This is a genomic window from Enterobacter sp. BRE11 (genome assembly GCF_031844285.1).
Lineage (GTDB): Bacteria > Pseudomonadota > Gammaproteobacteria > Enterobacterales > Enterobacteriaceae > Pantoea.
Map to the genome: position 1 here is coordinate 1 of NZ_JAUZUX010000029.1, position 25,816 is coordinate 25,816.

Here is a 25,816-nt window from a genome sequence, read left to right on the forward strand (position 1 = left end):
ACGATAACATTTGACGCAATGCATACGGAAAGGGCATCATTTGATGCCCTTTTTGCACGCTGTTATATAGAACCTGGCTCATCAGTGATTTTCGATCATAATCATTGCTGAGACAGGCTCTGTTGCGCGGCGTAGGATACCGAGTTACGCCCCAAAAGCTCATTCGGTTTGGATGCCTCGCCTTGCGGGGCAAAATAGTTTCTGAATTATTGTGGCAGGTTGGTTTATGAGTGCGAATACCGAAGCTCAAGGGAGCGGGCGCGGCCTGGAAGCGATAAAATGGCTGGCTGTTGTTGCGTTGCTGCTGGTAGCCATCGTAGGCAATTATATCTATCGCGATGTGACGCTGCCATTGCGCGCGCTGGCCGTCGTGGTGCTGATTGCGGCTGCGGGCGGCATTGCGCTGCTGACGGTCAAAGGCAAAGCAACCGTGGCTTTTGCACGTGAAGCACGCACCGAAATGCGTAAGGTCATTTGGCCGACTCGCCAGGAAACGCTGCATACCACGTTAATCGTTGCCGCGGTTACCGCCGTGATGTCACTGATTTTGTGGGGGCTGGATGGTATTCTGGTCCGTCTGGTATCGTTTATCACTGGCCTGAGGTTCTGAGATGTCTGAAGCTCCAAAAAAACGCTGGTACGTCGTGCAGGCGTTTTCCGGCTTTGAAGGCCGCGTAGCACAGTCGCTGCGCGAGCACATCAAATTGCACAACATGGAAGAGCTGTTCGGCGACGTCATGGTTCCTACTGAAGAAGTGGTAGAGATCCGCGGCGGTCAGCGTCGTAAAAGCGAACGCAAATTTTTCCCCGGCTATGTGCTGGTGCAGATGGTGATGAATGACGCCAGCTGGCACCTGGTGCGCAGCGTACCGCGCGTGATGGGTTTCATCGGCGGCACCTCTGACCGCCCAGCGCCGATCAGCGATAAAGAAGTGGATGCGATCATGAACCGCCTGCAGCAGGTGGGTGATAAGCCGCGTCCGAAAACGCTGTTCGAACCGGGCGAAATGGTGCGCGTCAACGACGGCCCGTTCGCCGACTTCAACGGCGTGGTCGAAGAGGTGGATTACGAGAAGAGCCGCCTGAAAGTGTCCGTTTCTATCTTTGGCCGCGCAACGCCGGTCGAACTGGACTTCGGGCAGGTGGAGAAAGGTTAATCACCTTGTTCACATTTTGACTCTTGCAGCAGGCGCGAAATTTAACTATAATTTCGCGCCTTTTGTTTTTATGCGCTGGCAACAGCGTGTGAATTGTTATCACGGGGAGCCTGTTTTTCAGGCGCTATACCCAACTGAGGAAAAATCATGGCCAAGAAAGTACAAGCCTACGTCAAGCTGCAGGTTGCAGCGGGTATGGCTAACCCGAGCCCACCGGTAGGTCCGGCTCTGGGTCAGCAGGGCGTTAACATCATGGAATTCTGTAAAGCGTTTAACGCCAAAACGGAATCCCTAGAGAAAGGTCTGCCTACTCCGGTTGTTATCACCGTATACAGCGACCGTTCTTTCACCTTCGTTACCAAAACGCCGCCGGCCGCCGTTCTGCTGAAAAAAGCAGCGGGCATCAAGTCTGGTTCTGGTAAGCCGAACAAAGACAAAGTCGGTAAAGTAACCCGTGCTCAGGTACGTGAAATCGCAGAAACCAAAGCTGCGGACATGACTGGTGCTGACGTAGAAGCGATGACTCGCTCTATCGAAGGTACCGCTCGTTCCATGGGCCTGGTAGTGGAGGACTAAGAAATGGCTAAGCTGACCAAGCGCATGCGCGTGATCCGTGACAAAGTTGATGCGACCAAACAGTACGATGTTACTGAAGCCGTTGCTCTGCTGAAAGAACTGGCTACCGCTAAGTTTGTAGAGAGCGTGGACGTTGCCGTTAACCTCGGCATCGACGCTCGTAAATCTGACCAGAACGTTCGTGGTGCGACCGTTCTGCCGCACGGTACTGGTCGTTCAGTACGCGTTGCCGTCTTTACCCAGGGCGCAAACGCTGAAGCTGCTAAAGCAGCTGGCGCTGAGCTGGTAGGTATGGAAGATCTGGCTGACCAGATCAAAAAAGGCGAAATGAACTTTGACGTGGTTATCGCTTCTCCAGATGCGATGCGCGTTGTTGGCCAGTTAGGCCAGGTTCTGGGCCCACGCGGCCTGATGCCAAACCCGAAAGTCGGTACCGTCACGCCGAACGTTGCTGAAGCGGTTAAAAACGCTAAAGCGGGCCAGGTTCGTTACCGTAACGACAAAAACGGCATCATCCACACTACCATCGGTAAAGTGGACTTCGACGCTGACAAGCTGAAAGAAAACCTGGAATCTCTGCTGGTTGCGCTGAAAAAAGCAAAACCTGCTCAGGCAAAAGGTGTTTACATCAAGAAAATCAGCCTGTCTACCACCATGGGCGCTGGCGTTGCCATCGACCAGGCGGGTCTGAACGCAGCAGCAAACTAATTGCTGCTTGAAACGGGCGAAAAATTCACCTAGAATCTTACGCCCGTTGTTCTGGTAAAACAGACGCTGAATTTATATCCCGCTGTGACCAGCGCACTTGCTTCAGCAAGGCGACGAAAACGGCGGGGTAGGTTGGAGCCAGGCCTTTCCTGGCCTCCGTCCAAGACCGCAGGCGCGGCCCATCTTCGGATGTGACGCTTAATCCCCTGCGTAGACGGTGACAGAGCCAAAAAGAATTTTTTCTTAACTGGATTCTGCTCACCGTGTTTTAGCGCTTACCTTCCTTTGGGTCGGTAGGTGAAGTGAGTTCCGGAGAAATTCATCTCCGGCCAAAATCCAGGAGCAAAAGCTAATGGCATTAAATCTTCAAGACAAACAAGCGATTGTTGCTGAAGTCAGCGAAGTAGCCAAAGGCGCGCTGTCAGCGGTTGTTGCGGATTCTCGCGGCGTTACCGTTGATAAAATGACCGAACTGCGTAAAGCAGGTCGTGAAGCTGGCGTTTACATGCGTGTTGTTCGTAACACCCTGCTGCGCCGCGTCGTTGAAGGTACTCAGTTCGAGTGCCTGAAAGACACGTTTGTTGGTCCGACCCTGATTGCATATTCTATGGAACACCCGGGCGCTGCTGCTCGTCTGTTCAAAGATTTCGCGAAAGCGAATGCAAAATTTGAGGTCAAAGCTGCAGCCTTTGAAGGTGAGCTGATCCCGGCGGCACAAATTGACCGTCTGGCAACGCTGCCGACTTACGAAGAAGCACTGGCACGTCTGATGTCGACCATGAAAGAAGCCGCTGCTGGCAAACTGGTCCGCACTCTGGCTGCTGTTCGCGATGCAAAAGAAGCGGCTTAAGGCCAAATTCTTTTCATTCGTACTTGCTAACGTATAAACTTTTTCTGATTCTTAGGAACAATTGTCATGTCTATCACTAAAGACCAAATTCTGGAAGCCGTTGCCGCTATGTCCGTAATGGAAGTAGTTGAGCTGGTTTCTGCTATGGAAGAAAAATTCGGCGTTTCTGCTGCTGCTGCTGTAGCTGTTGCTGCTGGCCCGGCTGAAGCTGTTGAAGAGAAAACTGAATTCGACGTCGTACTGAAATCTGCTGGCGCGAACAAAGTAGCGGTAATCAAAGCCGTTCGTAGCGCAACTGGTCTGGGCCTGAAAGAAGCCAAAGACCTGGTTGAAGCAACTGGCGTGATCAAAGAAGGCATCAGCAAAGACGACGCAGCTGCACTTGAAGCTGCTCTGAAAGAAGCTGGCGCTGACGTTGAAGTTAAGTAAGACAACCTTCGGGTTGCAGCCTGAGTAAAATCAGGCTGATGGCTGGTGGCTTTTGGGTCACCAGCCTTTTTGCGCTCAAGAGCCTTGATGGGGTTTCGCACTGTTTGTCCATCGCTGCTCTTCAATATCTTTTTCTATCGACGACTTAATATACTGCTTTCCTGCGCGGGTTCCCTGCCCATGCTAATGCAATGAAATGATTTAAGAGTGATAGAAAGATGTATTGCATGTGGCCTCTGCGCCGCATGAATCAAACAAAATAGTGTTGCATGAACTGTCCTTCAGGACGGACAGCGTGGGTCGACTTGTCAGCTAGCTGAGGAACCCTATGGTTTACTCCTATACCGAGAAAAAACGTATTCGTAAGGATTTTGGTAAACGTCCGCAAGTACTGGACATACCTTATCTCCTTTCTATCCAGCTTGACTCGTTTCAGAAGTTCATCGAGCAAGATTCAGAAGGTCAGTACGGACTGGAAGCAGCCTTCCGTTCCGTCTTCCCCATTCAGAGTTATAGCGGTAACTCAGAGCTGCAATATGTCAGCTATCGTCTGGGCGAACCCGTCTTTGACGTGAAAGAGTGTCAGATTCGTGGCGTGACGTTCTCTGCTCCGCTGCGCGTCAAACTACGTCTGGTGATCTACGAGCGCGAAGCGCCGGAAGGCACCGTAAAAGACATTAAAGAACAAGAAGTCTACATGGGCGAAATCCCGCTCATGACGGACAACGGTACCTTTGTTATCAACGGTACTGAACGCGTTATCGTTTCTCAGCTGCATCGTAGTCCTGGCGTCTTCTTCGACAGCGATAAAGGTAAAACCCACTCATCGGGTAAAGTGCTCTATAACGCACGCATCATTCCTTATCGCGGTTCATGGCTGGACTTCGAGTTCGACCCGAAAGACAACCTGTTCGTACGTATCGACCGTCGTCGTAAGCTGCCGGCCAGTATCATTCTGCGCGCGCTGAACTTCACCACCGAGCAGATCCTCGATCTGTTCTTCGAGAAAGTGGTGTTCGAGATTCGCGACAACAAGCTGCAGATGGAGCTGGTGCCTGAGCGCCTGCGCGGCGAAACTGCCTCTTTCGACATCGAAGCGAACGGCAACGTCTACGTTGAAAAAGGTCGTCGCATTACTGCGCGCCACATTCGTCAGCTGGAAAAAGATGGCATTCAGCACATCGAAGTGCCGGTTGAGTACATCGCGGGCAAAGTGGTCGCGAAAGACTATATCGACGAGAGCACCGGCGAACTGATTGTTCCGGCGAACATGGAACTCTCCATGGACCTGCTAGCTAAGCTGAGCCAGGCTGGCCACAAGCGTATCGAAACGCTGTTCACCAACGATCTGGATCACGGCCCGTACATCTCCGAGACCCTGCGCGTTGACCCGACCAACGATCGCCTGAGCGCGCTGGTTGAGATCTACCGCATGATGCGTCCTGGCGAGCCGCCGACGCGTGAAGCCGCTGAGAACCTGTTCGAGAACCTGTTCTTCTCGGAAGATCGTTACGATCTGTCCGCTGTTGGCCGCATGAAGTTCAACCGTTCACTGCTGCGTGATGAAATCGAAGGTTCAGGCATCCTGAGCAAAGAAGACATCATCGAAGTGATGAAGAAGCTGATCGACATCCGTAACGGTAAAGGCGAAGTGGACGATATCGACCACCTCGGCAACCGTCGTATTCGTTCAGTAGGTGAAATGGCGGAAAACCAGTTCCGCGTTGGCCTGGTTCGCGTAGAGCGCGCGGTGAAAGAGCGTCTGTCGCTGGGCGATCTCGACACGCTGATGCCGCAGGACATGATCAACGCCAAGCCGATTTCGGCGGCGGTGAAAGAGTTCTTTGGCTCCAGCCAGCTCTCACAGTTTATGGATCAGAACAACCCGCTGTCTGAGATTACGCACAAACGTCGTATCTCTGCACTCGGCCCAGGCGGCCTGACGCGCGAGCGTGCTGGCTTCGAAGTTCGAGACGTACACCCGACCCACTACGGTCGCGTATGTCCAATCGAAACCCCTGAAGGTCCGAACATCGGTCTGATCAACTCGCTGTCTGTCTACGCGCAGACTAACGAGTACGGTTTCCTGGAAACCCCGTATCGTCGCGTTATCGACGGCGTGGTCTCTGACGAAATCCATTACCTCTCTGCAATCGAAGAGGGTAACTACGTTATCGCTCAGGCGAACGCCCAGCTGGATGATGAAGGTCACTTCGTTGACGATCTCGTCACCTGCCGTAGCAAAGGCGAATCGAGCCTGTTCAGCCGCGATCAGGTTGACTACATGGACGTTTCCACCCAGCAGGTGGTTTCCGTCGGTGCGTCACTGATCCCGTTCCTGGAGCACGACGATGCTAACCGCGCCCTGATGGGTGCGAACATGCAACGTCAGGCTGTACCGACGCTGCGCGCTGATAAGCCGCTGGTAGGTACCGGTATGGAGCGCGCGGTAGCAGTCGACTCAGGCGTGACCGCCGTAGCGAAACGTGGCGGTACCGTACAGTACGTCGACGCATCCCGTATCGTTATCAAAGTTAACGAAGATGAGATGTATCCGGGCGAAGCGGGCATCGACATCTATAACCTGACTAAGTACACCCGTTCTAACCAGAACACCTGCATCAACCAGATGCCGTGTGTGTCGCTGGGCGAGCCGGTCGAGCGCGGCGACGTGCTGGCTGACGGTCCGTCAACCGACCTGGGTGAACTGGCGCTTGGCCAGAACATGCGCGTCGCGTTCATGCCGTGGAACGGTTACAACTTCGAAGACTCCATCCTCGTTTCCGAGCGTGTGGTTCAGGAAGACCGTTTCACCACCATCCACATTCAGGAACTGGCGTGCGTGTCTCGCGACACCAAGCTGGGGCCAGAAGAGATCACCGCTGATATCCCGAACGTGGGTGAAGCTGCGCTCTCTAAACTGGATGAGTCCGGCATTGTGTATATCGGTGCAGAAGTGACCGGTGGCGACATTCTGGTGGGCAAGGTCACGCCGAAAGGTGAAACCCAGCTGACGCCGGAAGAGAAACTGCTGCGCGCTATCTTCGGCGAAAAAGCCTCCGACGTGAAAGATTCGTCGCTGCGCGTGCCGAACGGCGTTTCTGGTACCGTTATCGACGTTCAGGTCTTTACCCGCGATGGCGTGGAAAAAGACAAGCGTGCGCTGGAAATCGAAGAGATGCAGCTGAAGCAGGCGAAGAAAGACCTGTCTGAAGAACTGCAGATCCTCGAAGCGGGCCTGTTCGGCCGTATTCAGGCTGTACTGATCTCTGGCGGCGTAGAAGCGGACAAGCTCGACAAGCTGCCGCGCGAGCGCTGGCTGGAGCTGGGCCTGACCGACGAAGAGAAACAGAACGCGCTGGAGCAGCTGGCTGAGCAGTACGACGAACTGAAGCACGAGTTTGAGAAAAAACTTGAAGCCAAGCGTCGCAAGATCACCCAGGGCGACGACCTCGCGCCGGGCGTGCTGAAAATCGTCAAAGTCTATCTGGCCGTTAAACGTCAGATTCAGCCGGGCGATAAGATGGCAGGCCGTCACGGTAACAAAGGTGTTATCTCTAAGATCAACCCGATCGAAGATATGCCTTACGACGAGAACGGCACGCCGGTCGACATCGTACTGAACCCGCTGGGCGTACCGTCACGTATGAACATCGGTCAGATCCTGGAAACGCATCTGGGTATGGCGGCGAAAGGTATCGGCGACAAGATCAACGCCATGCTGAAGCGTCAGGAAGAAGTCGCGAAACTGCGCGAATTCATCCAGCGCGCCTATGACCTGGGCGCGGACGTGCGTCAGCGCGTTGACCTCAACACCTTCTCTGATGACGAAGTGTTGCGTCTGGCTGAGAACCTGAAAAAAGGTATGCCGATCGCGACGCCGGTGTTTGACGGCGCGAAAGAGAGCGAAATCAAAGAGCTGCTGCAGCTTGGCGATCTGCCGACTTCCGGCCAGATCACCCTGTTTGACGGCCGTACCGGCGAGCAGTTCGAGCGTCCGGTAACTGTGGGCTACATGTACATGCTGAAACTCAACCACCTGGTGGATGACAAGATGCATGCGCGTTCAACCGGCTCTTACAGCCTGGTTACTCAGCAGCCGCTGGGTGGTAAAGCACAGTTCGGTGGTCAGCGCTTTGGTGAGATGGAAGTGTGGGCGCTGGAAGCATACGGCGCGGCATACACCCTGCAGGAAATGCTTACCGTTAAGTCTGATGACGTGAATGGTCGTACGAAGATGTATAAAAACATCGTCGACGGCAACCATCAGATGGAACCGGGCATGCCGGAGTCCTTCAACGTACTGTTGAAAGAGATTCGCTCGCTGGGCATCAACATCGAGCTGGAAGACGAGTAAGCACTCGCAAGTACTGGTTATGGGGCGCGCCGTTTCGGCTGCGCGCCCCTGAGAGTTCCACTCCGACGGGAGCTAATCCGTGAAAGACTTACTTAAGTTTCTGAAAGCGCAAACTAAGACCGAAGAGTTTGATGCGATCAAAATTGCGCTGGCTTCGCCAGACATGATCCGTTCCTGGTCATTCGGTGAAGTGAAAAAGCCGGAAACCATTAACTACCGTACCTTCAAGCCTGAACGTGACGGTCTTTTCTGCGCCCGTATTTTCGGACCGGTAAAAGATTACGAGTGCCTGTGCGGTAAGTATAAGCGCCTGAAACACCGCGGCGTGATCTGTGAGAAGTGCGGCGTTGAAGTGACCCAGACCAAAGTGCGCCGTGAGCGCATGGGCCACATCGAACTCGCTTCTCCGACCGCGCACATCTGGTTCCTGAAGTCGCTGCCGTCCCGTATCGGCCTGCTGCTGGATATGCCGCTGCGCGATATCGAACGCGTGCTCTACTTTGAATCATACGTTGTTGTCGAAGGTGGCATGACCAACCTCGAAAAACGTCAGATTCTGACCGAAGAACAGTACCTTGACGCGCTGGAAGAGTTCGGTGACGAATTCGATGCGAAGATGGGCGCCGAAGCGATCCAGGCTCTGCTGAAAAATATGGATCTGGAGCAAGAGTGCGAGCAGCTGCGTGAAGAGCTGAACGAAACCAACTCCGAGACCAAGCGTAAGAAGCTGACCAAGCGCATCAAGCTGCTGGAAGCATTCGTGCAGTCTGGCAACAAGCCAGAGTGGATGATCCTGACCGTGCTGCCGGTGCTGCCGCCGGATCTGCGTCCGCTGGTTCCGCTGGACGGCGGTCGTTTCGCGACGTCGGATCTGAACGATCTCTATCGTCGCGTTATCAACCGTAACAACCGTCTGAAGCGTCTGCTGGATCTGGCCGCGCCTGACATCATCGTACGCAACGAAAAACGTATGCTGCAGGAAGCGGTCGACGCCCTGCTGGATAACGGCCGTCGCGGTCGTGCGATCACCGGTTCCAACAAGCGTCCGCTGAAATCTTTGGCCGATATGATCAAAGGTAAACAGGGTCGTTTCCGTCAGAACCTGCTCGGTAAGCGTGTTGACTACTCCGGTCGTTCTGTTATCACCGTAGGTCCATACCTGCGTCTGCATCAGTGCGGCCTGCCTAAGAAAATGGCGCTGGAGCTGTTCAAACCGTTCATCTACGGCAAGCTGGAGCTGCGTGGCCTGGCCACCACCATCAAAGCCGCGAAGAAAATGGTTGAGCGCGAAGAAGCGGTTGTCTGGGATATCCTGGATGAAGTTATCCGCGAGCACCCGGTTCTGCTGAACCGTGCACCGACGCTGCACCGTCTGGGTATCCAGGCGTTTGAACCGGTTCTGATCGAAGGTAAAGCTATTCAGCTGCACCCGCTGGTGTGTGCGGCCTATAACGCCGACTTCGATGGTGACCAGATGGCCGTTCACGTACCGCTGACGCTGGAAGCCCAGCTGGAAGCGCGTGCGCTGATGATGTCTACCAACAACATCCTGTCACCTGCGAACGGCGAGCCAATCATCGTTCCGTCTCAGGACGTTGTACTGGGTCTGTACTACATGACCCGTGACTGTGTTAACGCCAAAGGCGAAGGCATGGTGCTGACCGGCCCGAAAGAAGCCGAGCGTGTTTACCGCGCTGGCCTGGCATCGCTGCACGCTCGTGTGAAGGTACGTATTACCGAACACGAGAAAAATGAGCAGGATGAGTGGGTCGCTAAAACCAGCCTCATCGACACCACCATTGGCCGCGCCATCCTGTGGATGATCGTGCCGAAAGGTCTGCCGTTCTCTATCGTTAACCAGGCGCTGGGCAAAAAAGCGATCTCCAAAATGCTGAACACCTGTTACCGCATTTTGGGCCTGAAGCCGACTGTTATCTTTGCTGACCAGACCATGTACACCGGTTTCGCCTACGCTGCCCGTTCAGGCGCGTCTGTCGGCATCGACGACATGGTTATCCCAGAGAAGAAAGTGGAAATCATCACCGAAGCGGAAGCGGAAGTGGCTGAGATCCAGGAGCAGTTCCAGTCTGGTCTGGTTACCGCGGGCGAGCGCTATAACAAAGTCATCGATATCTGGGCTGCGGCGAACGAGCGCGTAGCGAAGGCGATGATGGAAAACCTCTCGACTGAAACCGTGATTAACCGTGACGGCGAAGAAGAGAAACAGGTTTCCTTTAACAGCATCTTTATGATGGCGGACTCCGGTGCGCGTGGTTCTGCAGCGCAGATTCGTCAGCTGGCCGGTATGCGTGGCCTGATGGCGAAGCCAGACGGCTCCATCATCGAGACGCCGATCACCGCGAACTTCCGTGAGGGTCTGAACGTACTCCAGTACTTCATCTCGACCCACGGTGCGCGTAAAGGTCTTGCGGATACCGCACTGAAAACCGCGAACTCCGGTTATCTGACGCGTCGTCTGGTTGACGTTGCGCAGGATCTGGTAGTGACCGAAGATGACTGCGGCACCTTCGAAGGCATCATGATGACGCCGGTTATCGAAGGCGGCGACGTTAAAGAGCCGCTGCGCGAGCGCGTACTGGGTCGTGTGACCGCAGAAGACGTGCTGAAGCCGGGCACCGCTGACATCCTGGTTCCGCGTAATACGCTGCTGGATGAGCACTGGTGTGATGTGGTTGAACAGAACTCTGTCGACACCATCAAGGTTCGCTCCGTTGTTAGCTGTGAAACCGATTTTGGCGTGTGCGCCCACTGCTACGGTCGCGACCTGGCACGTGGTCACATCATCAACAAAGGTGAAGCGATCGGTGTTATCGCGGCACAGTCCATCGGTGAGCCGGGCACACAGCTGACCATGCGTACGTTCCACATCGGTGGTGCGGCATCGCGTGCGGCAGCTGAGTCCAGCATTCAGGTGAAAAACAAAGGTACCATCAAACTGACCAACGCCAAGTCGGTAACTAACTCCGCTGGCAAACTGGTTATTACCTCGCGTAACGTCGAACTGAAAATGATCGATGAGTTTGGCCGTACTAAAGAGAGCTATAAAGTCCCTTACGGCGCGACCATGGCGAAAGGCGACGGCGAACAGGTTGCAGCGGGCGAAACCGTAGCGAACTGGGATCCGCACACCATGCCGGTTATCACCGAAGTCAGCGGCTTTATTCGCTTTACTGACATGATTGATGGCCAGACCATCACGCGTCAGACCGACGAACTGACCGGCCTCTCCTCGCTGGTGGTACTGGATACCGCAGAGCGTACTGCTGGTGGTAAAGACCTGCGTCCGGCGCTGAAAATCGTCGATGAGCAGGGCGAAGACGTTCTGATCCCAGGCACCGACATGCCGGCTCAGTACTTCCTGCCAGGCAAAGCGATCGTACAGCTGGAAGATGGTAAGAAAATTAGTTCTGGTGACACCCTGGCGCGTGTGCCGCAGGAATCTGGCGGTACCAAGGATATCACCGGTGGTCTGCCGCGCGTTGCCGACCTGTTCGAAGCGCGTCGTCCGAAAGAGCCAGCAATCCTGGCGGAGATCAGCGGTATCATCTCCTTCGGTAAAGAGACCAAAGGTAAACGTCGTCTGGTGATTACGCCGGTTGATGGCAGCGAGCCTTACGAAGAGATGATTCCGAAATGGCGTCAGCTTAACGTGTTTGAAGGCGAGCGCGTAGAGCGTGGTGACGTGGTTTCAGACGGTCCGGAATCGCCGCACGACATTCTGCGTCTGCGTGGCGTCCATGCTGTGACCCGTTACATCACTAACGAAGTGCAGGAAGTTTACCGTCTGCAGGGCGTTAAGATTAACGATAAGCACATTGAAGTCATCGTTCGTCAGATGCTGCGTAAAGCTACCATCATGAGCGCGGGAAGCACCGACTTCCTGGAAGGTGAGCAGGCAGAAGTCTCTCGCATCAAGATCTCCAACCGCGATCTCGAAGCGAACGGCAAAATCGGCGCGACCTACGTGCGCGATCTGCTGGGTATCACCAAAGCGTCGCTGGCAACCGAATCGTTCATCTCGGCAGCCTCGTTCCAGGAGACGACTCGTGTCCTGACCGAAGCCGCTGTTGCAGGCAAGCGCGATGAACTGCGCGGCCTGAAAGAGAACGTGATCGTGGGTCGTCTGATCCCGGCCGGTACTGGTTACGCCTACCATCAGGATCGTATGCGTCGTAAAGCCGCAGGTGAAGTGCCAGTGGCGCCGCAGGTTACTGCGGATGAAGCCTCTGCCAGCCTGGCTGAACTGCTGAATGCCGGTCTCGGCGGCAGCGACAACGACTAATCGCTCTTCGCGTAATAAAAACCCTGCCTCGGCAGGGTTTTTTTTGGGATAAAAAAGTGATTAGTGACGGGGTTTTGCCAGCGGCGAGCTGGTTGAGATAGTAAACGTCTGGCGGACAGCATTTCTCTACCCGCCAGAGCAAAAAAGGCCGGGGCGCACCCTGTGGAACTTCAGCACGCTAACGCTTCACATTTTCAATATCGCCGCGCGTCAGGCCGATATCTTTGAGCTGCGCATCGCTAAGCTGCAGCAGAATCAGGCGCGTCTTACGCCGCTGATGGAGACCCCTCAGGCAGCGCGCGATGGCGCGTAATAGAGACCAGGGCGTAACAGAAAAAGGTTTTGCCGCACAGTTTTCTTCGTATCCCATTTTACTTTCCTCATCAGGTGAACTGAGAAATAGTTTCTGCCTGATGGCGCAAAGGATACAGACGCAAAATTCGACTTTATTTAACATACAGATTGCCTCAGGCAGCGTCTGAATGGTAAAAAATTTGCCTGCCTGTACTGTTTTTTAACTTCTCAGCCTGACGGGAGCCGAACATGACGCGTTATCAACAGCTGGCGATGCATCTGGCACAGCGCATTGAGCAGGGGCTTTACCGCAGCGGTGAAAAGCTGCCGTCAGTGCGCACGCTGAGCCTTGAACATGGCGTCAGCATTAGCACCGTGCAGCAGGCGTACCACGTGCTGGAGGAGAAGCAGCTGATTACGCCGCAGCCGCGTTCCGGCTATTTCGTCGCGCCGCGTAAGGCCGCGCCGCCGGTGCCGGCGCTGACGCGCCCGGTGCAGCGTCCGGTAGAGATCACTCAGTGGGAGTCGGTGCTGGATCTGCTTGAGAGCCGTCAGGAAAGCGACGTGCTGCAGCTGGGCAGCGGCATGCCCAACCTCACCCAGCCGACCCTCAAACCGCTGTGGAAAATTCTCAGTCGGCAGGCGCAGCGGCAGGAAACACAGCTTCTCAGCTATGACAATCTGTATGGCGTAACGGGCTTGCGCGAGCAGGTAGCGCGGCTGGCGATCGACAGCGGCTGTCAGCTGTCGGTTGACGATATCGTTATTACCACCGGCTGCCATGAGGCGCTGTCGGTGTCGATCCGCGCGATATGCGAGCCGGGCGATATCATCGCGGTGGAGTCGCCGTCGTTTCACGGCATTATGCAGACCCTGCGCGGCTTCGGCATTCGCGCCATTGAGATCCCCACCGACTCGGTCACCGGCATCAGTCTGGAAGCGCTGGAGCTGGCGTTTGAGCAGTGGCCAATCAAGGCTGTCATGGTGGTGCCTAACTGCAACAATCCGCTGGGTTTCATTATGCCGGAGGCGCGTAAGCGTGCACTGTTGACGCTGGCGCAGCGCTTTGACGTAGCGGTGATTGAAGACGATGTTTACGGTGAGCTGGCCTGGGAGTATCCGCGGCCAGCCACGCTGAAATCGCTCGACCTGGACGGTCGGGTGCTGCTGTGCAGCTCTTTTTCGAAAACGGTCGCGCCCGGCCTGCGCATCGGCTGGGTTGCGCCAGGACGCTATCGCGATCGCGTACTGCATATGAAGTATATCGCTACCGGCTCCAGCAACACGCTGGCGCAGCATGCGATGGCGGAGTTTATTCGCCAGGGCTACTATCAGCCGCATCTGCGGCGTATGCGTCAGCTTTATCAGCGCAACTACGACTGCTTCAGCTGCTGGGTGCGTCACTACTTTCCCTGCGGCATCTGCGTCTCGCGTCCGCAGGGCGGCTTTATGATGTGGGTTGAACTGCCGGAAGCGTTTGACGCCGTGCGGCTTAATCGCGAACTGCGCGATTCGCATATTCAGATTGCGGTGGGATCGCTCTTTTCCGCATCGGGAAAATATCGCAACTGCCTGCGACTGAGCTTCGCGGTAACGCTGGACGACCGTGTCGAACAGGCGCTGGCAAAAGTCGGACAGGCGGTCGAGCACGCGATAGCCGCCTGCACGGGCGAACACTCTCCACACTCCCTGCAGCATGATGCCCTCCTGGCTAAATAGTTGAGGCAGGGCCAGAGAGGTGAGGGGAGGTTCCGGCCCTGGCCGGGCACATACCCGGCGAAAGCCACTGTAGCGCAGCAGAATAACGGCGCGAGCGAGAAAGCCTGTCGCTGTGCGCCGTTTTCCACTCTTTTTACCGCTGTTGCAGGAGGTTGCCGCTTTTTGCGCGGCGCGTTCCGTGTCAGGCCTCCGGCGGTTCCGCCAGCGCCAGCAACGCCTGGGTCGCAGCGCGCCAGTCCGGCGACTGGGTAATGGCGCTGACGACGGCGATACTGCCGACGCCGGTTGCCAGCACCGCCGGCGCGCGCGCCAGGCTGATGCCGCCAATTGCCACGGTCGAAACGCCTTTAAGCCGCGCGAGATGCCGCTGAAGCTCCGTCAGCCCCTGCGGCGCTGACGGCATTGCCTTCGTCTCGGTAGGGAAAATATGCCCCAGCGCGATATAGGAAGGGCGTATCGCCAGCGCACGATCCAGCTCGCGATCGTCGTGCGTCGACACCCCCAGCCGCAGACCCGCCTCGCGAATGGCGTTCAGGTTCGCGACATCCAGGTCCTCCTGACCCAGATGCACGCCGTAAGCGCGGTGCTTAACGGCCAACTGCCAGTAATCGTTGATAAACAAACGAGCATTGTAACGCTTGCCGAGCGCAATCGACTCGATAATCGATGGCTCCACCGCCGCCGCCTCCCGATCTTTAATACGCAGCTGGATAGTGCGCACGCCGACCTCCAGCAGGCGTGCAATCCATTCCACGTTGTCGACGACCGGATAGAGTCCTAAGCGCGAGGCGGTAGCAGGGAAAGGGGCGTTCATTGTTTCTCCTCGTTCAGCGCGTCGGCTGAGTGGTAAAGCTCGCCGCCGCGGCGGCGAAAGGTTTCAGACATCTGCTGCATGCCGATGGCGATCGGCTGCGCCTCGGCCTGGCTGGCCGCATAGTCGCGCACTTCCTGACTGATTTTCATCGAGCAGAATTTGGGGCCGCACATTGAGCAGAAGTGAGCCACTTTACCCGACTCCTGCGGCAGGGTTTCGTCGTGATAGGCGCGCGCGGTGTGAGGATCGAGTGCCAGATTGAACTGATCCTCCCAGCGAAATTCAAAGCGCGCTTTGGACATGGCGTTATCGCGGATCTGCGCGCCGGGATGCCCCTTCGCCAGATCCGCCGCGTGGGCGGCGATCTTATAGGTAATCAAACCCTGCTTAACGTCCTCTTTATTCGGCAGGCCGAGATGCTCTTTGGGCGTAACGTAGCAGAGCATGGCGCAGCCAAACCAGCCAATCATCGCGGCGCCGATGCCGGAGGTGAAGTGATCGTAGCCGGGCGCGATATCGGTGGTCAGCGGGCCGAGCGTATAGAACGGCGCTTCGTGGCAGTGCTCCAGCTGCTCGGTCATATTGCGACGGATCATCTGCATAGGAATATGACCGGGACCTTCAATCATCACCTGCACGTCATACTCCCAGGCGATTTTTGTCAGCTCGCCCAGCGTGCGCAGCTCGGCGAACTGCGCCTCGTCGTTGGCGTCCTGAATCGAGCCGGGACGCAGGCCGTCGCCAAGCGACAGCGAAACGTCGTAGGCGGCGCAGATTTCGCAAATTTCGCGGAAGTGCGTATAGAGAAAACTTTCGCGATGATGCGACAGACACCACTTCGCCATAATCGACCCGCCGCGCGAAACGATGCCGGTCAGGCGCTTCGCCGTCAGCGGCACATAGCGCAGCAGCACGCCAGCGTGGATAGTGAAGTAATCGACGCCTTGCTCCGCCTGCTCCAGCAGCGTGTCGCGGAACACCTCCCAGTCGAGGTTCTCCGCCACGCCGTTGACCTTTTCCAGCGCCTGATAAATCGGTACGGTACCGATGGGCACCGGGCTGTTACGCAGGATCCACTCGCGCGTTTCATGAATATAGCGGCCGGTGGAGAGATCCATCACGGTATCGGCGCCCCAGCGTGTCGACCAGACCAGCTTCTCCACCTCTTCTTCAATAGAGGAGGTGACCGCTGAGTTGCCGATGTTGGCGTTGACCTTGACCAGAAAATTGCGGCCGATAATCATCGGCTCTGACTCGGGATGGTTGATATTCGCGGGAATAATGGCGCGTCCGGCGGCCACTTCCTGACGTACAAACTCAGGGGTGATGTTTTCCGGCAGCTGCGCGCCGAAGCCGTGGCCGTCATGCTGCTGGCGCAGCACTTCGCTGCGAATACGTTCGCGCCCCATATTCTCACGCAGCGCGATAAACTCCATCTCCGGCGTGACGACGCCCTGACGGGCATAGTGGAGCTGGGTAACGCAGCGCCCCGCTTTGGCGCGCCGCGGCTGCGGCAGCCGCTCGAAACGCAGATGATCGAGCCCGTCGTCGGCCAGACGCTGCTGCGTATAGCGCGAGCTGGTGTGCGTCAGCGTCTCGCTGTCGTCGCGCGCGGCGATCCAGTCGGCGCGTAGCTTTGCCAGTCCATGCTGAACATCGATAACGGCATCGGGATCGCCATAGGGACCAGCGGTATCGTAGACCGGCACCGCCTCATTCTCTTCATAGCGCGGACGATCTTTATCGCCGCCGAGCAGCGTCGGACTGAGCTGGATCTCGCGCATCGGCACGCGAATATCGGCACGGCTGCCCCGGATCCAGATACGTTTCGAGTTGGGAAAGGCTACGCCGCTCTGAAGCGCTTCAATAAAGGCCTGCGCCTGGGCGCGCTGTTCACGTCGGTTGGTTTTGGTCATAGACATAGCAATTTTCCTGTTGAGGGGGAACGTTGCTTGTCCGGAGTTCGGAAGGAGTAACAGAAACGTCAGGCAAAATCGCCAGCGTACTGATGATGTTTACTCTTGTTCCCTTCGCAGGTTCTAACCTGATCAGGTTCCGCGGATCCCGAATTAACGGTCTCAGCCCTTGCGGGCACTCCGACAAGATTTCATTTCACGTTTTAAGCGGCTTAGCTTGCCATTTCACCCCTGGGCAGTGCTCGTGACGGTCACATACTTCAGTATGCCCCCGTCCCTGCGCGCTATCCGGGCGTGAACTGGCGGCGCACTCTACGCTGAAAACGCAAAACGCTCGTGCATATCGCACAAAAAACAAAACGGGTTTTTGACGGTAAAGTCGAAAACCCGTTCAGCATAGAAGGGCTTGCGCAGAATAACAAGCCATTTACAACTGCTTGATGTTAAGCCGGACGCGACAGCCTGCTGCTGTCGTTGGCCGCTGTTATGCTTACCAGGCTATTATCCCAGGCAAGCTGGATCAGCTTATCTTCCAGCGTAAAGCGCGCTTCCAGCACTTCGCCGACTTCCGACAGCGCCAGCTGAAAATCAACGCAGTTATCGTCGTCAATGGACTGCTGCAAGTGGCCATCATAGAGCTGCATCAGGCGCTCGGTGTTGGCTTCCAGCGGCGGATAAACCTGCGCAGCGGCAATCATTGGACTGTCGCCTTCCATCTCATTGATGATGCGTTCGTAAATGCTGAAGTGACCGGCAGAAAGGTAGTCGACCAGACCGTGACAAAAATTGTCGAGCGCCTGCTCGTCTAACGTTGTGAGCGCCTCTTTGTTAGGCTTCAGCCCAACCAGGTGGTAATAAGAAACAAGTAGCTGGCGACGGGCGTCCAGCCACGAGTCTACCAGTTCGTTGCTGCCACCTACGCGCTCGGTCAGGACGTTTAACTGGTTAAGCATATCTGACTCCATGTAAAGAAAGTTCCCTTCCCGTCACGCTGCGGCTGGCCTGGTGCCGCCTGCAAGCTGGACGATTTAGGGTATAGTTGTTTGTCTACACACTTAACATCAGGACTTCAGCGTATCGGTAAGACGCTAAGGATGACGATTAGATGCAACATGAGATCTCAAGCGTAGACGCTGGATGGTGGATTGTCAGCCATGAACAGAAACTTTGGTTGCCGCAAGGCGATCTGCCTCACGGCGGCGCCGCTGCGTTTAAGCTTACAGGCAGCAAGGCGCTGGCGGTCGGCGAGTGGCAGGGCGAAACGGTATGGCTGGTGTGTGAGAGCCGCGATCGCGATATGTTCTCGGTGCGTCAGCTGATTGATGAAGAGCCCGGTCTGTTTCAGCTTGCCGGGCGCGCCGTGCAGCTGGCGGAGTTTTACCGCTCGCATCGCTTCTGCGGCTACTGCGGCCACGAAATGCATCTGAGCAAGCATGAAAACGCCTGTCTCTGCGGCCACTGCCGCGAGCGCTACTATCCGCAAATCGCGCCCTGCATCATTGTCGCCATTCGACGCGGCGCTGAAATATTGCTGGCCAATCATGCGCGTCATCGCAACAGCATCTATACCGTGCTGGCGGGCTTTGTCGAGGTGGGCGAGACGCTGGAGCAGGCGGTCGCGCGCGAGGTGATGGAAGAGAGCAACGTCCGCGTCAAAAACCTGCGTTACGTTACCTCGCAGCCCTGGCCCTTCCCGCATTCGCTGATGATGGCTTTTATGGCGGAATATGATGGCGGCGATCTGCAAATCGATAACAAAGAGCTGCTGGACGCCGGCTGGTACCGCTACGACGCGCTGCCGCAGCTGCCGCCGCCGGGCACTGTGGCGCGCCGGCTAATCGAAGATACCGTCGCCATCTGCCGCAGCGAGGCGTAAGAAGTGTTACACTACGCGCCTGAAATTGAGAGAGTCCTGAAATGAGTGAACTGAAGAACGATCGTTATCTGCGCGCCCTGTTACGTCAACCGGTCGATATCACGCCGGTATGGATGATGCGACAAGCCGGGCGTTATTTGCCGGAGTACAAAGCGACGCGTGCCGTAGCCGGCGATTTTATGTCGCTGTGCAAAAACGCCGAACTGGCGTGTGAAGTCACCCTGCAGCCGCTGCGCCGCTATCCGCTCGACGCGGCGATCCTCTTCAGCGATATCCTGACGATCCCCGACGCGATGGGGCTGGGACTCTACTTCGAAACCGGCGAAGGCCCGCGTTTTTCTAACCCGGTTACCTGCCGCGCCGATGTCGACAAACTGCCGGTGCCCGATCCTGAGCAGGAACTCGGCTATGTGATGAATGCGGTGCGCACCATCCGCAAAAACCTCAACGGCGAAGTGCCGCTGATCGGTTTCTCCGGCAGTCCCTGGACGCTGGCGACCTATATGGTCGAAGGTGGCAGCAGCAAGGCTTTTACCAAAATCAAAAAAATGATGTATGCCGATCCGGCAACGCTGCATGCGATGCTCGACAAGCTGGCGGACAGCGTCATTCTTTATCTCAACGCGCAGATCCGCGCGGGCGCGCAGTCGGTGATGGTGTTCGACACATGGGGCGGCGTGCTGACCGGCCGCGATTACCTGGCGTTCTCGCTCCACTACATGCATAAAATCGTCGACAGCGTGCTGCATGAGAACGAAGGGCGCCGCGTGCCGATTACCCTTTTCACTAAAGGCGGCGGACAGTGGCTGGAAGCGATGGCGGCCACCGGCTGCGACGCGCTCGGTCTTGACTGGACCACTGATATTGGCGAGGCGCGTCGTCGCGTCGGCGACAAAGTGGCGCTGCAGGGCAACATGGATCCGTCTATGCTTTATGCGCCAGCTGCACGTATCGAGCAGGAAGTCGCAGGCATTCTCGACGGCTTCGGCGCGGGCAGCGGTCACGTCTTCAACCTGGGACATGGTATCCATCAGGATGTGCCGCCAGAGCATGCGGGCGTGTTCGTCGAGGCGGTACATCGTCTCTCAGGCCAATATCATCAGGAGTAAGTATGGACATTGCTGCACTGCGCGCGGAGCAAATTCAGCGCGCTGCAGAGGTGGTGCGGCAGGATGATTTCGACGTTCTGCCGCCGCGTTTTATCGGCGGCGCCGATGTCGGATTCGAGCAGGAAGGGGCGGTCACGCGTGCCGCCCTGGTGATCCTCGAATATCCCTCCCTCAAGCTGGTGGAGCATCGCGTGGCGCGCATCGCTACCACCATGCCCTACATTCCCGGCTTCCTCTCTTTTCGCGAATATCCTGCGCTGCTGGCGGCATGGGAGATGCTTGAGCGCAAACCGGATCTACTTTTTGTCGACGGACACGGCATTTCGCACCCGCGTCGCCTCGGCGTCGCCTCACACTTTGGCTTGATGGTTGACGTGCCGACTATCGGCGTGGCGAAAAAGCGCCTGTGCGGTCGCTTTGCCGATTTGGACGCCGAACCGGGCTCGCGCCAGCCGCTGATAGACAAAGGCGAGCAGATCGGCTGGGTATGGCGCAGCAAAGCGCGCTGCAACCCGCTTTTCGTGGCGACAGGACACCGCGTCAGCCTGGATAGCGCACTCCACTGGGTGGAAAACTGCATGGGCGGCTATCGCCTGCCGGAGCCTACGCGCTGGGCGGATGCCGTGGCATCCAACCGCACCGCCTTTCAGCGCTGGCAAAGCGCGCTTTAACGCTGTGCGCGCGGCGCTTTTGCGGTACACTGCCGCCAGCTAAACGATGAAGAGCCCTGTTCATGTTACAAAACCCCGTTCACCTGCGTCTGGCTAAGCTGGAAAGCTGGCAGCATCTGACGTTTATGGCTTGCCTGTGCGAGCGTATGTTCCCCAATTACTGGGCATTCTGCCAGCAGACGGAATTCGCCGATCCGGCGCTTTATCGCCGCCTTCTCGATCTCATCTGGGAAAGCCTGACGGTCAAAGATGCCAAAATTAATTTTGACAGCCAGCTGGAAAAGCTTGAAGCCGCCATTCCCGACGGCGACGCCTTCGAGGTGTACGGCGTCTATCCCGCTATCGACGCCTGCGTGGCGCTAAGTGAAGTGCTGCACGCGATGCTGAGCGGCGAAACGCTGGAGCATGCGATTGAGGTCAGCAAGACGTCGATCACCACCGTAGCGATGCTGGAAATGACCCAGGCCGGACGCGAAATGAGCGACGAAGAGCTGCGCGAAAACCCAGCCGTAATCGATGAATGGGACCTGCAATGGGAGATTTTCCGCCTGCTTGCCGACTGTGAAGAACGAGACCTTGAATTGATCAAAGGTTTGCGTTTAGACCTGCGGGAGGCGGGAATCAGCAACATCGGTATAAATTTTCAGCAGTAAGGCGGGAAAACGTGACTTCAGGCCCGAATTAGCGCGCCTGGAGGCTTCACATCGGCCCCCTCTCTGGTCTACATTTGGGGGGCTGAAAATTGTGGCTATCGGTGCGTGCAGGCTGAAGAGTGCCAGAATATGGCTTTTCCCTCGCACTCGTTGCTTAGCAAGCGATAAATACACTTTAAGGATAACTTATGAACAAGACTCAACTGATTGATGTGATCGCGGAAAAAGCGGACCTGTCGAAAACCCAGGCTAAAGCGGCTCTGGAATCAACTCTGGCTGCGATCACTGAGTCTCTGAAAGAAGGTGATGCTGTACAACTGGTTGGTTTTGGTACTTTTAAAGTGAACCACCGCGCTGAGCGTACCGGTCGCAACCCGCAAACTGGCAAAGAGATCAAAATCGCTGCGGCAAACGTACCGGCATTCGTGTCTGGTAAAGCGCTGAAAGACTCTGTTAAATAAGACGTCGCATTGCGGTCAGAATTTTAAAAGAAGGGGCGAATTCGCCCCTTTTGTATTAGGGGCCAGCTATGCCGAACCTGCGTTTGCCCTCCTGTTTTGCTCTGCTTACTCTGCTTCTGCTTTCCGGGTGCGGTTCTACGCCCGACACGCCTCCTTTTAGCGCCAGCGGTTATCTTGCCGATCGCGGCGCAGTGCGCATCTGGCGCAAAAACAGCCACCTTACGATTCATTTGCGCACGCTCTACACGCCTTTTAACGGCGAGGCGGCAGAAACTACCGACTACGTGTGGCAAGAGGAGAAGCTGATTAGCGTCGCGCGCCACGTCAGCGGCAAGCAGCCTGACGATGTTACTCTGCGCTTCGATCAGGATGGCAGCCTGAGCTTTATGCAGCGGCAGCTGGCCGGGCGACGTGAAGCGGTCGATCCGGATACGGTAGAGCTCTATAAGTTCGATGCGCAGCGGATGCTGGCGCAGAGCAATGCGCTGCTTAGCGGTCGCGTGATGCTGAAGCAGGGCCAGTGGCTGGGCGCGAAGCAAATCGCCCTTTGCGATGGCGGACGTGAGTCGCCCTCTTTTGACGATTACGCGCTGCAGACGCTGGCGCAGCAGCAGCGGCACAGCGCCGCGCCGCTGCTGGTCTCCTGGCTGGAGGCGCCGGAAGGCACGCAGCTGCTGCGCGCGGCATCGGGAGAACGCTGCGATTCACAGCCGAAAGAAGCGGATTTTTAAGGCAGAGAAAAGGGCGCATGGCGCGCCCTTTTTACTTACTTGCGGTTAATGGCGCGATAGCCGATATCGCGGCGGCAGAAGCTGCCGTTCCAGGAAACAGGCTGAGCCAGCTCATAGGCGCGCTTTTGCGCCGCCGCCACGTCGTCGCCCAGCGCGGTAACGCAGAGCACGCGGCCGCCGTTCGTCAGCACCAGATCGTTCTCAAGGCGCGTCCCGGCATGGAATATCTTGCCGTCGTCAACCTGCTCCAGCGGCAGGCCATGAATCTGCTCGCCGTTGACGTAGTCGCCCGGATAGCCGCCCGCTGCCAGCACGACGCCGAGCGCCGGGCGCGGATCCCACTTTGAATCTGTCTTATCCAGCGCGCCGTCGCAGGCCGCCAGGCAGAGTTCAACCAGGTCCGACTGCAGGCGCAGCATGATTGGCTGGGTTTCGGGATCGCCAAAGCGGCAGTTAAATTCGATGACTTTCGGCTGGCCCGACCGATCAATCATCAGGCCGGCATACAGGAAGCCGGTATAGACATTGCCTTCTGCCGCCATGCCGCGCACCGTTGGCCAGATCACCTGATCCATCACGCGCTGGTGGATCTCGTCGGTCACCACCGGGGCAGGAGAGTAGGCGCCCATGCCGCCGGTGTTCGGGCCGGTATCGCCGTCGCCGACGCGTTTATGATCCTGGCTGGTGGCCATCGGCAGCACGTGTTCGCCGTCCACCATCACGATAAAGCTGGCTTCTTCGCCGTCGAGAAACTCTTCGATCACGATGCGATGGCCTGCGTCGCCGAAAGCGTTGCCGGCCAGCATATCTTTAACCGCCGCTTCAGCTTCTTCCAGCGTCATTGCGACGATCACGCCTTTACCGGCAGCCAGGCCGTCAGCCTTGATGACGATAGGCGCGCCTTTCTCGCGCAGGTACGCCAGCGCCACTTCAACATCCGTAAAGTTGCGGTACTCCGCGGTAGGAATATGGTGGCGGGCAAGGAAATCCTTGGTAAAGGCTTTAGAGCCTTCCAGCTGCGCTGCGTTTTTGGTTGGGCCGAAAATCTTCAGACCCGCCGCGCGGAAGGCGTCGACCACGCCAATAACCAGCGGCGCTTCCGGGCCGACGATGGTCAGGTCGATCGCTTCGCGCTGGGCAAACGCGAGCAGGGCAGGGATATCGGTCGGGCTGATATCGACATTTTGCAGCGCGGGCTCCAGCGCAGTACCTGCGTTGCCGGGCGCGACGAATACCGTTTCCGCCAGCGGCGACTGCGCCGCTTTCCAGGCCAGCGCGTGTTCACGACCGCCGTTGCCAATCACTAAAATTTTCATTTTGCTCTCCGGATAATTAATGGCGGAAGTGGCGCATGTCAGTGAAGATCATGGCGATGCCGTGTTCATCAGCCGCGGCGATAACCTCGTCGTCGCGAATAGAGCCTCCCGGCTGGATAACGCAGGTGATGCCGACGGCGGCTGCCGCATCGATACCGTCGCGGAACGGGAAGAAGGCGTCGGACGCCATCGCCGAGCCTTTAACCTCCAGCCCTTCGTCCGCAGCCTTGATGCCGGCGATTTTAGCGGAGTAGACGCGGCTCATCTGGCCGGCGCCGATGCCGATGGTCATATTGTCACGCGCATAAACGATGGCGTTGGATTTCACGAACTTCGCGACCTTCCAGCAGAAGAGCGCGTCGCGCAGCTCCTGCTCGCTCGGCTGACGCTTGCTGACCACGCGCAGCTGGCTCGCTTCCACCATGCCCAGATCGCGATCCTGCACCAGCAGACCGCCAGTAACGCGTTTGAAATCGAGACCGGGGACGCGCGCCTGCCACTGGCCGCAAACCAGCACGCGAACGTTCTGCTTGGCCGCCGTGACTTTCAGCGCCGCTTCGCTGGCGGAAGGGGCGATAATCACCTCAACGAACTGACGGCTGATAATCGCCTGCGCGGTGGCTTCATCCAGTTCACGGTTAAAAGCGATAATGCCGCCGAAGGCAGAAGTCGGGTCGGTCTGATACGCGCGCTCGTAAGCCTCAAGAATCGATGCGCCAACGGCGACGCCGCAGGGGTTGGCATGCTTAACGATAACGCAGGCCGCTTCGCTGAACGCCTTCACGCACTCCAGCGCCGCGTCGGTATCAGCAATATTGTTATAGGAGAGCGCCTTGCCCTGCATCTGCTGCGCGGTGGCCACCGACGCTTCCTGCACGTTCTCTTCTATATAGAAGGCGGCGTCCTGATGGCTGTTTTCGCCGTAGCGCATATCTTGCTTCTTAATGAAGTTCAGATTGAGCGTGCGCGGGAAACGGCCGGCGGGTTGATTGCGCTCGCCATGATAGGCGGGAACCAGTGAGCCGAAATAGTTGGCAATCATGCTGTCGTAGGCGGCGGTATGCTCAAACGCTTTGATCGCAAGGTCAAAACGGGTTTCCAGCGTCAGCGAGTTTTCGTTGGCGTCCAGCTCCGCCACAATGGCGTCGTAGTCGCTGCTCTTAACCACAATCGCCACATCTTTATGGTTCTTGGCCGCCGAGCGCACCATGGTCGGGCCGCCGATATCGATATTCTCAACCGCATCTTCCAGCGTGCAGCCTTCGCGTGCGACGGTCTGCGCAAAGGGATAGAGGTTAACTACCACCATGTCGATAGGTTCGATAGCGTGCTGCGCCATAATAGCGTCATCCTGGCCGCGACGACCCAGAATGCCGCCGTGCACTTTCGGGTGCAGGGTTTTGACGCGTCCATCCATCATTTCCGGAAAGCCGGTGTAGTCAGACACTTCGGTAACGGCAAGACCCGCATCGGCCAGCAGGCGGGCGGTTCCGCCTGTAGAGAGGAGTTCGACGCCGCGGCTGGAGAGCGCCTGAGCAAATTCGAGGATACCTGCTTTGTCTGAGACACTCAGCAGAGCGCGGCGTACAGGACGACGTTGTTGCATGGTGGTTTTATCCCTTGGCTTTGTTTCGCGTAAATAAGAGCGTTACATCAAGCTTAGCGATCTTCTTATGAATAAAAAGAGGCGAAACTTCAGGTAACGCCCCGAAAAGGGGCATCCGTGACGTCGCGGGGCATTGTAGCGAAAACGTTTGCGTGCTGCTCGCAAAAATTCGTTTTGAAATGCATTGTGGATAACTTTGTGGGTAATCACGTATAAGGCGGGCTTTTGCTGTGGAATGCAGCGAACGGTCATTTTTCTGCAATTTAGCTG

General features: G+C 56.8%; 22 protein-coding genes and 1 riboswitch. Of the genes, 15 read left to right on the forward strand and 7 right to left on the reverse strand.

The annotated features are described in order from the left end of the window. The first annotated feature begins 226 nt into the window (after window positions 1–226). The 8 genes from secE (at window position 227) to rpoC (ending at window position 12,380) form a co-directional block, all read left to right on the forward strand. The gene (secE, locus tag Q9R34_RS20930) at window positions 227–610 is read left to right on the forward strand and encodes a preprotein translocase subunit SecE (protein ID WP_033755817.1); all 384 of its coding nucleotides are present in this window, start codon (window positions 227–229) and stop codon (window positions 608–610) included. 1 nt (window position 611) lies between these two features. Then, window positions 612–1,157, forward strand: a complete 546-nt coding sequence (gene nusG / locus Q9R34_RS20935) for a transcription termination/antitermination protein NusG (protein WP_012439920.1) — start codon at window positions 612–614, stop codon at window positions 1,155–1,157. A 147-nt stretch (window positions 1,158–1,304) separates the two neighbouring features. Next, window positions 1,305–1,733, forward strand: a complete 429-nt coding sequence (rplK, locus tag Q9R34_RS20940; RefSeq protein ID WP_013507401.1) for a 50S ribosomal protein L11 — start codon at window positions 1,305–1,307, stop codon at window positions 1,731–1,733. Window positions 1,734–1,736: 3 nt separating this feature from the next. Next, window positions 1,737–2,441 (forward strand): 50S ribosomal protein L1, encoded by a 705-nt coding sequence (gene rplA, locus Q9R34_RS20945; RefSeq protein WP_033755823.1) that lies wholly within the window; start codon window positions 1,737–1,739, stop codon window positions 2,439–2,441. A gap of 352 nt (window positions 2,442–2,793) precedes the next feature. Next, complete coding sequence (gene rplJ, locus Q9R34_RS20950) at window positions 2,794–3,291, forward strand: 50S ribosomal protein L10 (protein WP_011091858.1); 498 nt, start codon at window positions 2,794–2,796, stop codon at window positions 3,289–3,291. Between the two features lie 66 nt (window positions 3,292–3,357). Next, the gene (gene rplL, locus Q9R34_RS20955) at window positions 3,358–3,720 is read left to right on the forward strand and encodes a 50S ribosomal protein L7/L12 (RefSeq protein WP_033755825.1); all 363 of its coding nucleotides are present in this window, start codon (window positions 3,358–3,360) and stop codon (window positions 3,718–3,720) included. A gap of 328 nt (window positions 3,721–4,048) precedes the next feature. Then, the gene (gene rpoB / locus Q9R34_RS20960; protein ID WP_434127089.1) at window positions 4,049–8,077 is read left to right on the forward strand and encodes a DNA-directed RNA polymerase subunit beta; all 4,029 of its coding nucleotides are present in this window, start codon (window positions 4,049–4,051) and stop codon (window positions 8,075–8,077) included. 79 nt (window positions 8,078–8,156) lie between these two features. After that, complete coding sequence (gene rpoC / locus Q9R34_RS20965; RefSeq protein WP_434127090.1) at window positions 8,157–12,380, forward strand: DNA-directed RNA polymerase subunit beta'; 4,224 nt, start codon at window positions 8,157–8,159, stop codon at window positions 12,378–12,380. Window positions 12,381–12,558: 178 nt separating this feature from the next. On the opposite strand, the gene Q9R34_RS20970 is transcribed toward rpoC, so the two are convergent. Further along, window positions 12,559–12,837: a DUF1127 domain-containing protein gene (locus tag Q9R34_RS20970; protein WP_434127091.1), complete on the reverse strand. Its 279-nt coding sequence runs from the start codon at window positions 12,835–12,837 to the stop codon at window positions 12,559–12,561. Between the two features lie 86 nt (window positions 12,838–12,923). Between Q9R34_RS20970 and Q9R34_RS20975 the strand changes: the two genes are divergently transcribed. Then, window positions 12,924–14,393 (forward strand): aminotransferase-like domain-containing protein, encoded by a 1,470-nt coding sequence (locus Q9R34_RS20975; protein WP_434127092.1) that lies wholly within the window; start codon window positions 12,924–12,926, stop codon window positions 14,391–14,393. 181 nt (window positions 14,394–14,574) lie between these two features. Here Q9R34_RS20975 and thiE read toward each other — a convergent pair whose 3' ends face one another. The 3 genes from thiE to rsd all read right to left on the reverse strand — a co-directional run bounded on the left by thiE (window position 14,575) and on the right by rsd (window position 18,076). Continuing rightward, complete coding sequence (thiE, locus tag Q9R34_RS20980) at window positions 14,575–15,207, reverse strand: thiamine phosphate synthase (RefSeq protein WP_485896297.1); 633 nt, start codon at window positions 15,205–15,207, stop codon at window positions 14,575–14,577. After that, window positions 15,204–17,129 carry a phosphomethylpyrimidine synthase ThiC gene (thiC, locus tag Q9R34_RS20985; RefSeq protein WP_485896299.1) on the reverse strand — a complete coding sequence of 642 codons (1,926 nt, stop codon included), beginning with the start codon at window positions 17,127–17,129 and terminating at the stop codon, window positions 15,204–15,206. Before thiC ends, thiE begins: the two co-directional genes overlap by 4 nt. Before the next feature lie 86 nt (window positions 17,130–17,215). Beyond that, window positions 17,216–17,316: riboswitch (TPP riboswitch) on the reverse strand. Window positions 17,317–17,566: 250 nt separating this feature from the next. Next, window positions 17,567–18,076 carry a sigma D regulator gene (gene rsd, locus Q9R34_RS20990; RefSeq protein ID WP_434127095.1) on the reverse strand — a complete coding sequence of 170 codons (510 nt, stop codon included), beginning with the start codon at window positions 18,074–18,076 and terminating at the stop codon, window positions 17,567–17,569. A gap of 152 nt (window positions 18,077–18,228) precedes the next feature. Between rsd and nudC the strand changes: the two genes are divergently transcribed. The 6 genes from nudC to Q9R34_RS21020 all read left to right on the forward strand — a co-directional run bounded on the left by nudC (window position 18,229) and on the right by Q9R34_RS21020 (window position 22,624). Further along, window positions 18,229–18,999, forward strand: a complete 771-nt coding sequence (gene nudC / locus Q9R34_RS20995) for an NAD(+) diphosphatase (protein ID WP_485896301.1) — start codon at window positions 18,229–18,231, stop codon at window positions 18,997–18,999. A 41-nt stretch (window positions 19,000–19,040) separates the two neighbouring features. After that, window positions 19,041–20,108, forward strand: a complete 1,068-nt coding sequence (hemE, locus tag Q9R34_RS21000; RefSeq protein ID WP_485896303.1) for a uroporphyrinogen decarboxylase — start codon at window positions 19,041–19,043, stop codon at window positions 20,106–20,108. A 2-nt stretch (window positions 20,109–20,110) separates the two neighbouring features. Then, entirely contained in the window at window positions 20,111–20,779 is a 669-nt protein-coding gene (gene nfi, locus Q9R34_RS21005) for a deoxyribonuclease V (protein WP_434127098.1), read from the forward strand. Window positions 20,780–20,841: 62 nt separating this feature from the next. Further along, complete coding sequence (locus tag Q9R34_RS21010; protein ID WP_033793167.1) at window positions 20,842–21,432, forward strand: YjaG family protein; 591 nt, start codon at window positions 20,842–20,844, stop codon at window positions 21,430–21,432. Between the two features lie 188 nt (window positions 21,433–21,620). After that, window positions 21,621–21,893 (forward strand): nucleoid-associated protein HU-alpha, encoded by a 273-nt coding sequence (gene hupA / locus Q9R34_RS21015; RefSeq protein WP_033755847.1) that lies wholly within the window; start codon window positions 21,621–21,623, stop codon window positions 21,891–21,893. Window positions 21,894–21,961: 68 nt separating this feature from the next. After that, a complete protein-coding gene (locus Q9R34_RS21020) occupies window positions 21,962–22,624 on the forward strand; it encodes a DUF1481 domain-containing protein (protein ID WP_434127099.1) in 663 nt (220 codons plus the stop codon). Between the two features lie 35 nt (window positions 22,625–22,659). Here the strand turns inward: Q9R34_RS21020 and purD are convergent, their stop codons facing one another. The 3 genes from purD to Q9R34_RS21035 all read right to left on the reverse strand — a co-directional run. Next, the gene (gene purD / locus Q9R34_RS21025) at window positions 22,660–23,940 is read right to left on the reverse strand and encodes a phosphoribosylamine--glycine ligase (protein WP_434127100.1); all 1,281 of its coding nucleotides are present in this window, start codon (window positions 23,938–23,940) and stop codon (window positions 22,660–22,662) included. A 16-nt stretch (window positions 23,941–23,956) separates the two neighbouring features. Continuing rightward, window positions 23,957–25,546 (reverse strand): bifunctional phosphoribosylaminoimidazolecarboxamide formyltransferase/IMP cyclohydrolase, encoded by a 1,590-nt coding sequence (gene purH / locus Q9R34_RS21030; RefSeq protein ID WP_434127101.1) that lies wholly within the window; start codon window positions 25,544–25,546, stop codon window positions 23,957–23,959. Between the two features lie 7 nt (window positions 25,547–25,553). Beyond that, window positions 25,554–25,816: hypothetical protein (locus tag Q9R34_RS21035; protein WP_485896306.1), on the reverse strand; the 263-nt coding region annotated here is incomplete at its 5' end.